Here is a 13,256-nt window from a genome sequence, read left to right as displayed (position 1 = left end):
CCGGGCATCCTAGCCTGCGCCGAATTCAGCCGTATCGCCCCAGGTCCTTAAGTCCTTGCCTATCTTTCCCCCCACTCCTCGGGACGCCCTGGTCAGGCCTGGCCGCGTGGCGACCCGGACCGCGCTGGTGCTGCTGGTGCTGTTCATGCTCGGCCTGCTGGGCTGGCAACTGCACCAGGAGCTCCGCAGCCAGGAGCGCTTCGAGCGTGAGCGGGTCATGCTGCATGGCGAACAGATGGCCCAGCGCATCGCCCTGACCCTGGAGCTCAAGGCCGTGGCGGCGCAAGCCCTGCTGCAGCAGGAGCAGGACCGCGAACCCGGCGACGTGCACGCGCCGCTGATCGCCGGCCTCAGGCACATCTACCCGGCCTTCCACAGCCTGGTCCGCCTGGATGCCGACGGCTGGCCCATTCGCGATACCGCCAGCGGCATCAAGGATGCGGCGTTCATCAGGGCCTTGCGCCAGCGCAGCGCGCAGCAGGGCTACCACTATGCCTTCAGCGAGGACAACGGCGGCCACTTCTATGTCTGGCTGAAGGCCACCGAGGAAGGTGAAGGCGACAGCGTCATTCGCCTCGACGAGAAGGTCGCCCGGCAGGGCTGGGCGAAGCAGATCCATCCCGAGTCGCCGGCCTGGATCCTGGTCGACGACGTTCAGCAGAAGGTCCTCGGCCGCTCCAGCGGCTACCGTCCCGGCCCGCTGTCGGCCGCCTCGCCGCTGGAACAGGCGCAGAGCCTGAACGGCCTGGCCATTGCGAACACCGACTGGCAGTTGCACCCGCAATTCGACGACCGCCAGGTTCGCGCCACGCTGCTGCCGCGCCTGGGCGGCGAACTGGCGCTGCTGTTGGTGCTGGGCGGTATCGCCGGCGCCGCCCTGCTGCGCCTGCAACGTGAACAGCAGAACCTGCGGGCCTTGACCGTGGAGTCGCAGCAGGGGCTGCGCCAGGCCGCGCAAGCGCTGGGCGCCATCGACGAGCGCGTGCTGGTGACCCACGCCGACGGCCGCCTCGCCTACCTCAACCCCCAGGCCGAGCAACTGTTCGGCATCGCTGCCGACAAGGCCGGCGATCATCACCTGCTGGAACTGCTGCCCGGCCTTGGCGGCGCGCTCAACAATGCCGACGCCTCGGCCGACAGCACCGCGGAGCTGGTACGCGTGAACGACAGCGGCCAGGCCCGGCTGTTCGCCGTCAGCCACCACTCGCTGGACGACAGCCCCGTCTCGGCGGAGCGCAGCTGGGTGCTGCGCGGCAACCTGCCCCAGGGCAGGCAGGTCTGGGTGCTGCGCGACGTCACCGAGGAGCAGCAGGCGCTGCACATCCTCGAGGAAACCCGCCGGCGCTACCAGGACATCTTCGATGGCGTCGGCGTCGCGCTCTGCGTGCTCGACCTGTCCGCCCTGCGCCAGAGCCTGGTGGATCTCAACCTGCGCCGCCAGAGCGACCTGCACGACTGGCTGGCGACACAACCCGAGCGCCTGCACTGGCTGCTGCGCCAGGTGCGCATCACCGAGATCAACAATGTCGCCAAGCGCCTGATGGGCGTGAGCACCACCGAACAGGCCTGGCAGATCCTCGTCGGCGGTGCGGGCATGCGCCCGGACGGCGTGCGCAGCAAGGTGCTCGAAGCCGTGCTGCACGGCCACGGCATGGTCGAGCTGGAAGCCTGCATCCATACCCGCCAGGGCGAGCAGCGCCACCTGTGGCTGCAGCTGCGCGTGCCGGAGATGATCCAGGACTTCCACGCCGTCACCCTCAGCTTGTCGGACATCACCAGCCGCAAACAGGTCGAGCTGTCGCTGATCGAGCGTGAGAAGTTCTGGTCCGACGCGGTGCGCGCGGTGCCCGACACCCTGTACATCCACGACATCGCGGCGCGCCGGGTGATCTTCAGCAACCACAACCTGGGCCACCAGCTCGGCTACAGCAGCGACGAGCTGCGCGAGATGGGCGAGCGTTTCTGGGAGAAGGTGCTGCACCCGGACGACGTCGAATACTACTGGCGCGTGCGCAACCTGCAGCAGGTGGTGGGCGACGGCCTGCTGCTGGACAGCCAGTTGCGCTGGCGCCACCGCGACGGCAGCTGGCACTGGTTCGACATCCGCGAGCAGGCCTTCACCCGCGACGCGGGCGGCCGCGTGGCGCGGCTGATCGGCGTGGCCAAGGACATCACCGACACCGTCGAGGCGCACAACTCCCTGCGCGAGAGCGGCCGCCGCTACCGCATGCTCGCCGAGAGCATCAGCGACGTGATCCTCTCCACCGACGCCCAGGTCAAGCTCAACTACATCAGCCCGTCGATCCAGCAGGTGTTCGGCTACAGCCCCGAATGGGTGCTCGCCAACGGTTTCCAGCAGGTGGCCGCCAACCCGGCGCAGCTCGAACGCCTGGAAGAACTCCTGCACCGTGTGCGCACCGCCATCGGCGAGCCCAAGCGCCTGGCGGAACTGCGTGAGAACGCCGAGCCGCAACTGTTCAGCCTCGACTGCCTGCACGCCGATGGCCACAAGATTCCCGTCGAGCTGCGCATCGCCCTGATGTGGGACGACCATGGCCGCTTCGAAGGCCTGCTCGGCGTCGCCCGCGACGTCAGCCAGCAACGCCGCGCCGAACGCGAGATGCGCATGGCGGCGACGGTATTCGAGCATTCCACGGCGGCGATCATGGTCACCGACCCGGCCGGCTACATCGTGCAGATCAACGATTCCTTCAGCCGCCTCACCGGTTACTCCGCCGAGGAAGTGCTGGACCAATTGCCGCGCCTGCTCACCGCCGACCGCCAGGAAGCCAACCAGCTCAAGCACGTGATGGAAAGCCTGCTCAAGAGCGGCAGCTGGGAAGGCGAGATCCTGCAGAAGCGCAAGAACGGCGAGCTGTACCCGAGCTGGGTCGGCATCACCGCGGTGCACGACGAGGAAGGCGACCTGGTCAGCTTCGTCTGCTTCTTCAGCGACATCAGCGAGCGCAAGGCCAGCGAGCGGCGCATCCACCGCCTGGCCTACTACGACGCCCTGACCCACCTGCCCAACCGCACGCTGTTCCAGGACCGCCTGCACACCGCGCTGCTGCAGGCCGAACGGCACCAGCAGTGGGTGGTGCTGATGTTCCTCGACCTCGACCGCTTCAAGCCGATCAACGACTCCCTCGGCCACGCCGCGGGCGATCGCATGCTCAAGGAAGTGGCCGAGCGGCTGAGCCTGTGCGTCAGCGACGACGACACCGTGGCGCGCATGGGCGGCGACGAGTTCACCCTGCTGCTGCCCGGCCAGAAGGACCGCGAGAAGGCGCTGAAACAGGCGATCCAGGTCGCCGAGCAGATCCTCTCCAGCCTCGCCCGCCCCTTCACCCTGGAAGGCCGCGAGTTCTTCGTCACCGCCAGCATCGGCGTGGCGCTGTCGCCGCAGGACGGCGCCGAGCTCAGCCAATTGATGAAGAACGCCGACACGGCGATGTACCACGCCAAGGAAATGGGCAAGAACAACTTCCAGTTCTACCAGGCCGAGATGAACGCCCGCGCCCTGGAGCGCCTGGAACTGGAAAGCGACCTGCGCCGCGCCATCGAGCAGGAAGAATTCATCCTCCACTACCAGCCGCAGTTCACCGGTGACGGCCGCCGCCTGACCGGCGCCGAGGCGCTGCTGCGCTGGCAGCATCCCAAGCGCGGGCTGATCCCGCCGGCCGAGTTCGTGCCGGTGCTGGAAGAGCTCGGCCTGGTCGCCCAGGTCGGCGACTGGCTGCTGGAGCAGGCCTGTCTGCAACTGCGTGCCTGGCACCGCGACAAGGTGCGGGTGCCGAAGATTTCCGTGAACCTCTCGGCCCGGCAGTTCGCCGACGGCCAGTTGGGCGAACGCATCGCCGGCATCCTCGCGGACACCGGCATCGCCCCGGCATGCCTGGAGCTGGAGCTGACCGAAAGCATCCTGATGAGCGACGTTTCCCAGGCGATGCAGATCCTTCAGGGCCTTAAACGCCTGGGCCTGGCGATTGCGGTGGACGACTTCGGCACCGGCTATTCGTCGCTCAACTATTTGAAGCAGTTCCCCATCGACGTGCTGAAGATCGACCGCAGCTTCGTCGACGGCCTGCCCCACGGCGAGCAGGACGCACAGATCGCCCGCGCCATCATCGCCATGGCCCACAGCCTGAACCTGATGGTGATCGCCGAGGGCGTGGAGAGCCACGAGCAGCTCGAATTCCTCCGCGAGCACGGCTGTGACGAAGTGCAAGGCTTCCTCTTCGGCCGCCCGGTGCCGGCCGACCAGTTCGCCGCGCTGTTCGCCAGCAACGCCATCTTCCTGCTGGGCTGATCGCCCGGCTCGATGGCGGGCTGTGCGTAGCAGCAGCCGTCTTCCTCCGGGGAATCCGTGCCGATGCATCCCCTCACCCCAGCCCTCTCCCGGAGGGAGAGGGGGCAGATCCTGCCGGCTGGTAGATTGGCTTCATCCTGCGCCGAACGGTCCCCTCTCCCCCTGGGAGAGGGTTAGGGTGAGGGCCAACCCGAGCACCGATATATCTCGTAGGAGCGGGCTCCGCCCGCGATGTACCACCGGCCGTCTCCAAGCCGCCGGGAATCGATCGCGGATGAAGTCCGCTCCTACGCCCGGCACAGCGTGCCAACCGCTCGCCAATCCGCGCCCCTCGATGCCTTGAACCCCGCTTGTCAGCCACATGACCGCCTTTCATGTGCCAGCACCGGCGCCTTGGGTTAGAATGCGCGCCTTTCCCCAGCACCCGATCCTTAAGAGGACCGCCATGTTCAGCCGTGATTTGACCCTCGCCCGCTACGATGCCGAACTCTTCGCCGCGATGGAGCAGGAAGCCCAGCGCCAGGAAGAGCACATCGAGCTCATCGCCTCCGAGAACTACACCAGCCCGGCGGTGATGGAAGCCCAGGGTTCGGTGCTGACCAACAAATACGCCGAAGGCTACCCGGGCAAGCGCTACTACGGTGGTTGCGAGTACGTCGACGTCGTCGAGCAACTGGCCATCGACCGCGCCAAGGAACTGTTCGGCGCCGACTACGCCAACGTCCAGCCGCACGCCGGCTCCCAGGCCAACGCCGCTGTCTACCTGGCCCTGCTGTCGGCCGGTGACACCATCCTGGGCATGAGCCTGGCCCACGGCGGCCACCTGACCCACGGCGCCTCCGTCTCCTCCTCCGGCAAGCTGTACAACGCCGTGCAGTACGGCATCACCGACGCTGGCCTGATCGACTACGACGAAGTCGAGCGCCTGGCCGTCGAGCACAAGCCGAAGATGATCGTCGCCGGCTTCTCCGCCTACTCCCAGGTCCTGGACTTCGCCCGCTTCCGCGCCATCGCGGACAAGGTCGGTGCCTACCTGTTCGTCGACATGGCCCACGTGGCCGGTCTGGTCGCCGCTGGCGTCTACCCGAACCCGGTGCCGTTCGCCGACGTGGTCACCACCACCACCCACAAGACCCTGCGCGGCCCGCGCGGCGGCCTGATCCTCGCTCGCAAGAACGAAGAGATCGAGAAGAAGCTGAACTCCGCCGTCTTCCCGGGCGCCCAGGGTGGCCCGCTGGAGCACGTGATCGCCGCCAAGGCCGTGTGCTTCAAGGAAGCCCTGCAGCCCGAGTTCAAGGCCTACCAGCAGCAGGTCCTGAAGAACGCCCAGGCCATGGCCAGCGTGTTCATCGAGCGCGGCTTCGACGTGGTGTCCGGCGGTACCCAGAACCACCTGTTCCTGCTGTCCCTGATCAAGCAGGACATCACCGGTAAGGATGCCGACGCCGCCCTGGGTCGTGCCTTCATCACCGTGAACAAGAACAGCGTACCGAACGACCCGCGTTCGCCGTTCGTCACCTCCGGCCTGCGCATCGGCACCCCTGCCGTGACCACCCGCGGCTTCAAGGAAGCCGAGTGCCGCGAACTGGCCGGCTGGATCTGCGACATCCTGACCAACATGGGCGACGAGTCCGTGGTGGACGGCGTGCGCGAGAAGGTCAAGGCCATCTGCGCCAAGTTCCCGGTGTACGGCAACTAAGCCGAACCGCGAACGCGACATGAAAAGCCCGGCAGATGCCGGGCTTTTCATGGGCGCTATCCTGAACATTCAAGCCTGACGTGTAGGAGCGAGCTTGCTCGCGAACGGTGTCCAGGTCAGCGCCTTGTCATGCGGTTCGCGAGCAAGCTCGCTCCTACAAAAGACGTTCCTTGCAGGTACGTAGGGCGCATAACGCGCCAGCGTTATCCGCCGCCAGGGCATCGACGCAAAACCTGCTCCTGGTTTCTCCCCACATGCCGACCCAACCGGTAGGAGCGAGCTTGCTCGCGAACGGATTCCAGCCCAGCACCGCCGTTGAGCGGTTCGCGAGCAAGCTCGCTCCTACGAAGAGCCGCTCTGCCTTTTATGGGGAAGCTAGGGCTGCCCGCCCGACCTCTGCTCCGGCTGTACCGGTGCACCCCGCAGCTCGTTGAGCCGGCGCACCAGTGTCTGGGCCTCCGCCGGGCTGGCGAAGCCCTTGAGCATCACCTGGCCGTCGGTCACCACCCGCGTCACCTTGGGCAGCAGGCGCAGTTGTCCGTCGATGACCACCGCCAGGGCCTTGCCCTGCTCCTCTTGGGTCAATGTCGCCAGGCGCTGGCTGGCTTCGGGCGTGAACAGCACGCGCACGGCGGGTTTGCCGTCGGCTACGCTGGCCAGTTCGGCGCGCTGCACGTCGCGCTGGGTCAAGGCGGGATGGGTGGCCACCAGCACCGCCTTGCCCTGCGGATCGGCGAGCGTGCGGGTGCTGGCGGTGGGCTTCTCGGCCACGGCGTGCACGTCGAAGCTGTGCTGCGGCGCCGACGGCGGCGCACCGGCGCAGGCGCCCAACAAGGCGGCGACCAAAAATGAGGCGACGTGAATCGGAATAGAGCGTTTCATCGACGGGGAATCAGACAGAGCGGCGCAGTCAGGCCGGGGTCATACAGAGTCAGACCATCGCCAACGCACAAGTTGCACACCCTTGGTCGGCGCCCGCGACTAAGCTTGCAGACGAACGGATGCTGGCGGTCCGGTCAGAAATTCTCCGGCTCAGGGCAAGCTGGTATCATGCGCGCCTTTTGCCGGTCACAAGAAAAGGCGCAGGGCCCACCTGGGCATGCACCTTGCTTTTCCCGGCCAGAACGATAACGGCGCAAGCGCGTCACGGGGAGCCAAACATGCTGGAAAAGCTGTTCCAACTCAAGGCACACAACACCAATGTGCGCACCGAGATCCTGGCGGGTATCACTACCTTCCTGACCATGGCCTACATCCTCTTCGTCAACCCGAGCATCCTCGGCGAGACCGGCATGGATAAGGGCGCGATCTTCGTCGCCACCTGCCTGGCCGCGGCCATCGGCTCGGCGGTGATGGGCCTGATCGCCAACTACCCGATCGCCCTGGCGCCCGGCATGGGCCTGAACGCCTTCTTCACCTACACGGTGGTCCTGCACATGGGCCACACCTGGCAGGTGGCGCTCGGTGCGGTATTCCTCTCCGCGTGCATGTTCTTCGTGATTTCGATCTTCCGCATCCGCGAGTGGATCATCAACAGCATCCCGCTGGCGCTGCGCTCGGCGATCGCCGCCGGCATCGGCCTGTTCCTCGCGCTGATCGCGCTGAAGGAATCGGGCATCGTCGTCGCCAACCAGGCCACCCTGGTGGGCATGGGCGACCTGGCCAAGCCGGCGCCGCTGCTGGCGATCCTCGGTTTCATCCTGATCGTCGCCCTGGAAGCGCGCCGTGTGACCGGCGCCGTGATGATCGGCATCCTGGTGGTGACCTTCATCTCCATCGCCATCGGCGTCTCCCAGTTCGGCGGCGTGGTGTCGATGCCGCCGTCGCTGGCGCCGACCTTCCTGCAGCTGGATATCAAGGGGGCGCTGGATATCGGCCTGTTCAGCGTGATCTTCGCCTTCCTCTTCGTCGACCTGTTCGACAACTCCGGCACCCTGATCGGCGTGGCCAAGCGCGCCGGCCTGATGGGCAAGGACGGGCACATGCCGAAGATGGGCCGTGCGCTGATCGCCGACAGCTCCGCCGCCATGGTCGGTTCCCTGCTGGGCACCTCCACCACCACCAGCTACATCGAGTCGGCGGCGGGCGTTTCCGCGGGCGGTCGCACCGGCCTGACCGCCATCGTGGTCGCCGTGCTGTTCCTGCTGGCGCTGTTCTTCGCCCCGCTGGCGGGCAACGTGCCGGCCTTCGCCACTGCGCCCGCGCTGTTCTTCGTCGCCGTGCTGATGGCCTCGGGCCTGGCCGAGATCGACTGGGACGACCTGACCGTCGCCGCCCCGGTGGTGGTAACCGCCCTGGCCATGCCGCTGACCTTCTCCATCGCCAACGGCATCGCCTTCGGCTTCATCACCTGGACCGCCTGCAAGCTCCTGTCCGGCCGCTTCCGCGAGCTGAACCCGGCGCTGGTCATCCTCTCGATTCTGTTCGTGATCAAGCTGGGCTGGTTCAACGCTTGATCTGATTCTCCCGGCATGGGTATCGCTGCGCTCCACCCATCCTACAGGTGACACTGATGTAGGATGGTGTGGAGCGAAGCGATACCCATCAAATGCCGCCGCCTCCACACGAGTTACCCGCCCCATGAGCAGTCCGCGTTTCGATCCCTCCCTGTACGACAGCCAACTGGCCGAGAAGGCCGCGCGTCTGCGCGAGCTGCTGGCGCCCTTCGCCGCGCCGGAGCCTGCGGTGTTCGATTCGCCCCGCGAGCATTACCGCCTGCGCGCCGAATTCCGCCTGTGGCGCGAGGGCGAGGCACGCCATTACGCGATGTTCGAGCAGGGCGACAAGCACACGCCGATCCTGATCGAGGAGTTCCCCATCGCCAGCCGGCGCATCAACGAACTGATGCCGCGCCTGAAGGCTGCCTGGGCCGAGCCGACGCTGGGCCACAAGCTGTTCCAGGTGGAGTTCCTCACCACCCTGGCGGGCGACGCGCTGATCACCCTGTGCTACCACCGCCCGGTCGATGCTGCCTGGCAGGCCGCCGCCGAGAAGCTGGCCGCCGAGCTGGGCGTCAGCATCGTCGGCCGCTCCCGCGGCAAGCGCCTGGTCGTCGGTCGTGATTACGTGAGCGAGGAACTGACCGTCGCCGGCCGCACCTTCCGCTACCGTCAGCCGGAGGGCGCTTTCACCCAGCCCAACGGCGAGGTCTGCCAGAAGATGCTCAGCTGGGCGTACGAAGCCCTGGGCCAGCGCGAGGACGACCTGCTGGAGCTGTACTGCGGCAACGGCAACTTCACCCTGCCGCTGGCCACCCGCGTGCGCAAGGTGCTGGCCACGGAGATCAGCAAGACGTCGGTGAACGCCGCCCTGGCGAACCTCGCCGACAACGCCGTGGACAACGTCACCCTGGTGCGTCTCTCCGCCGAGGAGCTGACCCAGGCGTTGAACGACGTGCGGCCGTTCCGCCGCCTGGCCGACGTCGACCTGAAGTCCTACGCCTTCGGCAGCGTGTTCGTCGACCCGCCGCGCGCCGGCATGGACCCGGACACCTGCGAGCTGACCCGGCGCTTCGACAACATCCTGTACATCTCCTGCAATCCGGAGACCCTGGCGCAGAACATCGCCCAGCTGCACGACACCCACCAGGTGAGCCGCTGCGCACTGTTCGACCAGTTCCCCTACACGCACCACATGGAAGCCGGCGTACTGCTGACCCGCCGCTGACCGACGCGTGCCCAACCAAGGGTTGGGCAACCTGCGGCCACAGGGCGGCTACGCTTGCGGGACAATGACAAGAGGCACGTCCATGTCCCGCCTGATCCTTCCCCTGTTCTGCCTGCTGCTGGCCGCCTGCGCCGGCAGCGATCCCGCCAACATCAGCGTGTCGCCCGCCGCCAACGGCCGGCAAAGCACCTTCTTCATCCAGGCCGTGCGCGCCCCTGGCCACCGCGAGGACCTGGAAGATCGCTTCGATCTCGCCGTGCGCCGCGCGCTGGAAGCCAAGGGCTACCGCTACCAGGAACGTTCAGGGGAGCTGCGGGTGATCTACGCGGTTGGCCTGGACAGCCAGACCGGCATCGTCCAGCGGCCGGTGGTGACCGGCGCCGGAGTGATGACCCAGACGCAGATCACCGACCAGGAACAGGCGCGCCTGGCGCTCCAGATTCTCGACGAGGCGAGCGGCGCGGTGCTCTACCAGGCGCAGGTGGCGCGCCAGCTGCACGATCCGACAATCACCCAGCAGGCCGTGGACGACGGCATCGCCCGCCTGCTGAAGGATTTCCCCGCGCATGCGGGGCAGTGAGGATCAGCTGTAGTTCGACGGCGACTTGCGCACGAACTTGATGCTGTATTTGAAGTCGGCCTTGCGCGTCACGCTGATGGCGCGACGGGTGACGGTGTCGATGGTGATGTTCCAGTTGCCGGTGCTGGGCACCTTGATCTTCGCCGGGAAGCGGTCGAAGGCGCCGCCGTGGTAGGCATGGCGGCCGCCATTCTTGAAGCTGCGGAAGTTCGCATCGGTCATCAGGCGGATGTTGCAGGTCATGGAACACTCGATGACGACCAGGTCGCCTTCGTTGAGGTGTTCCCGTTGATGTACGAACTTCATGCTGGCTCCGCCTGGCTTCTACCGCTAAATCAATACGATAGCACGGCGCGGGGCTGGCCCGGCAGCGGCGCTGACCGCGCGGGCCGCCGTTTATCCGACGCTCACAGCCCTTCGAAGTCCGCCTTGCGCTCCTCCGGCTCGTCCTCTTCGCGCACCACGATGTGTCGGTGGCGTGACTGCCGCTCCAGCCAGTACAGGGCGAAGATCGCCAGGGCCGAGATCGCCCCGCGGTAGACCACGCCGGCCAGTTGCGCGTCCCACTCCATGCCGCCCTCGGTCCAGGCGATCAGCAGGCGCGACAGGGTCAGGGTCAGTTGCACGAGGATCACCAGGATCAACGCCGGGCGCACCAGCAGGCGACGGCGCAAGGCGAAGACCAGGAACAGCGCGAGGGCGAACTGGTGGCCGCCGTAGAAGACGCGTGCGTCGCTCACCGACGACGGCTCCATCAGCAACATGCCGCTGAGGTTGGCCATCTCATAGGGGCGAATCCAGTAGAGCAATCCCAGGCCACCCCAGACCAGGGCCTGGACCAGCAGGACGAGACGGGCGAAGAGCATCCGATTTTCTCCTTGGCCATGCAGCCATTGCCGAGCGTCCGCCCCTGCGACCGACAGTCGCGGACGCACCACCGATCAGCTACAGACCCCGTATGGCGCGGCAAGTTCGGGGCTGCGCGTCATATGGGGAAACAAACCGCGGGTGGGGCCGCCACCGTCGCGGGAGTATCCTCGGGCGCGTCCACATTTCCAAGGTTCCCGACCATGCGCACCCTGCTTCTGCTCACCGCCCTTGTCGCCGGCGCCGCCCAGGCCGCCGAGCCGCTGACCATCGACGTGCACCGCGATGCCAACTGCAGCTGCTGCAAGGACTGGATCAAGCACCTGGAAAGCAACGGCTTCACCGTCAACGACCACGTCGAGGCGGACATGAGTGCAGTGAAGACCAAACTCGGCGTGCCTTACAGCATGGGCTCGTGCCATACCGGGGTCATCGACGGCAAGTTCGTCGAAGGCCACGTGCCGGCGGCCGACGTGCTCAAGCTGCGCGAGCGCGCCGACCTGGTCGGCGCCGCCGTACCCGGCATGCCGGTGGGCTCGCCGGGCATGGAAATGGGCGACCGGCACGACGCCTACCAGGTGGTCGGCCTGAACAAGGCCGGCCAGCGCGAGGTCATCGCGGACTACCCTGCTCACTGACGCGGCTTTTCGTAGGAGCGAGGGAACGCCTGGTTATTGCTCGCGAACGAGCCATCTCCATCAGAGGTTCGCGAGCAAGCTCGCTCCTACGGAAAGAGCAACGTGCCCAATGAAAAGGGCGGCCAGTGGGCCGCCCTTTTCGTTATCGACGCGGTGTTACTCGGCCTTGGCCGGCAACAGGCCGTCGGCGCGGAACATCGCCTTGATCCCGCGCACCGCCTGGCGCAGGCGGTCGCGGTTCTCGATCAGGGCGAAGCGCACGTGGTCATCGCCATAGTCGCCAAAGCCGATGCCCGGCGACACCGAGACCTTGGCATCCTTGAGCAGCTTCTTGGCGAACTCCAGCGACCCGAGATGGGCGTAGGCAGGCGGAATCTTCGCCCAGATGTACATCGAGGCCTTGGGGTTCTCCACCATCCAGCCGGCCTCGTGCAGGCCCTTGACCAACACGTCGCGGCGCTTCTGGTACTGCTCGGCGATGTCGCGCACGCACTGCTGGTCGCCTTCGAGCGCCGCAATCGCCGCCACCTGCAGCGGGGTGAAGGTGCCGTAGTCGTGGTAGCTCTTGATCCGCGCCAGGGCCGAGACCAGCTCCGGGTTGCCGACCATGAAGCCGATGCGCCAGCCGGCCATGTTGTAGCTCTTGGACAGGGTGAAGAACTCCACCGCGATGTCCTTGGCGCCCGGCACCTGCATGATCGACGGCGCTTTCCAGCTGTCGAAGGTGATGTCCGCGTAGGCCAGGTCGTGCACCACCAGCACGTCGTAGCGCTTGGCCAGGTCGACCACGCGCTCGAAGAAGTCCAGCTCCACGCACTGCGCCGTGGGGTTGGAGGGGAAGCCCAGGATCATCATCTTTGGCTTGGGAATCGATTCGCGGATGGCCCGCTCCAGCTCGTTGAAGAAGTCGATCCCCGGCACCAGGGGCACCGAGCGCACCTGGGCGCCGGCGATCACCGCGCCGTAGATGTGGATCGGGTAGCTGGGGTTGGGCACCAGGATGGTGTCGCCGTGGTCCAGGGTCGCCAGCATCAGGTGCGCCAGGCCTTCCTTGGAACCGATGGTGACGATGGCCTCGGATTCCGGGTCGATCTCCACCTGATAACGGTCGCGGTACCAGTGCGAGATGGCCCGGCGCAGGCGCGGAATACCACGGGACGTGGAGTAGCCGTGGGTGTCTTCGCGCTGGGCGACCTGGCAGAGCTTCTCGACGATGTGCGGCGGCGTGGCCCCGTCCGGGTTGCCCATGGACAGGTCGATGATGTCCTCGCCACGGCGGCGGGCGGCCATCTTCAGGTCGGCGGTGATGTTGAAAACGTAGGGGGGTAGGCGATCGATGCGCGCAAAGCGACGAGCTGAACGGGGTTCAGTCATGGTGTCCTCTGGTTAACGTAGGCGCCCGGAACCGTCCGAGCGACGCCGGCCACTGCGGTGGCCTGGAAAGCGTGGCGCTGTGACCTGCGCTTTCTTGTCGGCGAACATATAGCTCGCTAGGCT

General features: G+C 66.6%; 10 protein-coding genes. 6 read left to right on the top strand and 4 right to left on the bottom strand.

Annotation, left to right across the window (positions count from 1 at the left end; translation table 11 throughout):
* The first annotated feature begins 106 nt into the window (after positions 1-106).
* Complete coding sequence (locus N0B71_RS12835) at positions 107-4,309, top strand: EAL domain-containing protein (RefSeq protein ID WP_442964657.1); 4,203 nt, start codon at positions 107-109, stop codon at positions 4,307-4,309.
* A gap of 445 nt (positions 4,310-4,754) precedes the next feature.
* Entirely contained in the window at positions 4,755-6,008 is a 1,254-nt protein-coding gene (gene glyA, locus N0B71_RS12830) for a serine hydroxymethyltransferase (RefSeq protein WP_259759241.1), read from the top strand.
* A 375-nt stretch (positions 6,009-6,383) separates the two neighbouring features.
* On the opposite strand, the gene N0B71_RS12825 is transcribed toward glyA, so the two are convergent.
* Entirely contained in the window at positions 6,384-6,890 is a 507-nt protein-coding gene (locus tag N0B71_RS12825) for a SecDF P1 head subdomain-containing protein (protein ID WP_259759240.1), read from the bottom strand.
* A gap of 278 nt (positions 6,891-7,168) precedes the next feature.
* Here N0B71_RS12825 and N0B71_RS12820 point away from each other — a divergent pair, with 278 nt between their 5' ends.
* From N0B71_RS12820 to N0B71_RS12810, 3 genes are all read left to right on the top strand, one after another.
* A complete protein-coding gene (locus N0B71_RS12820; protein WP_045217177.1) occupies positions 7,169-8,464 on the top strand; it encodes an NCS2 family permease in 1,296 nt (431 codons plus the stop codon).
* 124 nt (positions 8,465-8,588) lie between these two features.
* Complete coding sequence (gene trmA / locus N0B71_RS12815; RefSeq protein WP_259759239.1) at positions 8,589-9,674, top strand: tRNA (uridine(54)-C5)-methyltransferase TrmA; 1,086 nt, start codon at positions 8,589-8,591, stop codon at positions 9,672-9,674.
* Positions 9,675-9,756: 82 nt separating this feature from the next.
* On the top strand, positions 9,757-10,254 hold the full coding sequence (locus tag N0B71_RS12810) for a DUF4136 domain-containing protein (RefSeq protein ID WP_259759238.1): 498 nt from the start codon (positions 9,757-9,759) through the stop codon (positions 10,252-10,254).
* Positions 10,255-10,257: 3 nt separating this feature from the next.
* Here the strand turns inward: N0B71_RS12810 and N0B71_RS12805 are convergent, their stop codons facing one another.
* Positions 10,258-10,560 (bottom strand): DUF1883 domain-containing protein, encoded by a 303-nt coding sequence (locus N0B71_RS12805; protein WP_259759237.1) that lies wholly within the window; start codon positions 10,558-10,560, stop codon positions 10,258-10,260.
* Positions 10,561-10,661: 101 nt separating this feature from the next.
* Positions 10,662-11,120 (bottom strand): DUF4345 domain-containing protein, encoded by a 459-nt coding sequence (locus N0B71_RS12800; protein WP_259759236.1) that lies wholly within the window; start codon positions 11,118-11,120, stop codon positions 10,662-10,664.
* Between the two features lie 204 nt (positions 11,121-11,324).
* Here N0B71_RS12800 and N0B71_RS12795 point away from each other — a divergent pair, with 204 nt between their 5' ends.
* A complete protein-coding gene (locus N0B71_RS12795) occupies positions 11,325-11,759 on the top strand; it encodes a DUF411 domain-containing protein (RefSeq protein ID WP_259759235.1) in 435 nt (144 codons plus the stop codon).
* Positions 11,760-11,915: 156 nt separating this feature from the next.
* On the opposite strand, the gene alaC is transcribed toward N0B71_RS12795, so the two are convergent.
* The gene (gene alaC, locus N0B71_RS12790; RefSeq protein WP_259759234.1) at positions 11,916-13,133 is read right to left on the bottom strand and encodes an alanine transaminase; all 1,218 of its coding nucleotides are present in this window, start codon (positions 13,131-13,133) and stop codon (positions 11,916-11,918) included.
* Positions 13,134-13,256 lie beyond the last annotated feature (123 nt).

Source organism: Pseudomonas sp. GCEP-101 (genome assembly GCF_025133575.1).
GTDB lineage: Bacteria > Pseudomonadota > Gammaproteobacteria > Pseudomonadales > Pseudomonadaceae > Pseudomonas > Pseudomonas nitroreducens_B.
Note: the sequence above shows the minus strand (reverse complement) of the source record. Positions and strands in the feature narration are given on the sequence as shown.

Bases quoted from the DNA above. Each gene is read 5' to 3' on its own strand.
- N0B71_RS12825 (WP_259759240.1), bottom strand. From the start codon at position 6,890: ATGAAACGCTCTATTCCGATTCACGTCGCCTCATTTTTGGTCGCCGCC.
- N0B71_RS12810 (WP_259759238.1), top strand. From the start codon at position 9,757: ATGTCCCGCCTGATCCTTCCCCTGTTCTGCCTGCTGCTGGCCGCCTGC.
- glyA (WP_259759241.1), top strand. From the start codon at position 4,755: ATGTTCAGCCGTGATTTGACCCTCGCCCGCTACGATGCCGAACTCTTC.
- N0B71_RS12800 (WP_259759236.1), bottom strand. From the start codon at position 11,120: ATGCTCTTCGCCCGTCTCGTCCTGCTGGTCCAGGCCCTGGTCTGGGGT.
- N0B71_RS12820 (WP_045217177.1), top strand. From the start codon at position 7,169: ATGCTGGAAAAGCTGTTCCAACTCAAGGCACACAACACCAATGTGCGC.
- alaC (WP_259759234.1), bottom strand. From the start codon at position 13,133: ATGACTGAACCCCGTTCAGCTCGTCGCTTTGCGCGCATCGATCGCCTA.
- N0B71_RS12805 (WP_259759237.1), bottom strand. From the start codon at position 10,560: ATGAAGTTCGTACATCAACGGGAACACCTCAACGAAGGCGACCTGGTC.
- trmA (WP_259759239.1), top strand. From the start codon at position 8,589: ATGAGCAGTCCGCGTTTCGATCCCTCCCTGTACGACAGCCAACTGGCC.
- N0B71_RS12795 (WP_259759235.1), top strand. From the start codon at position 11,325: ATGCGCACCCTGCTTCTGCTCACCGCCCTTGTCGCCGGCGCCGCCCAG.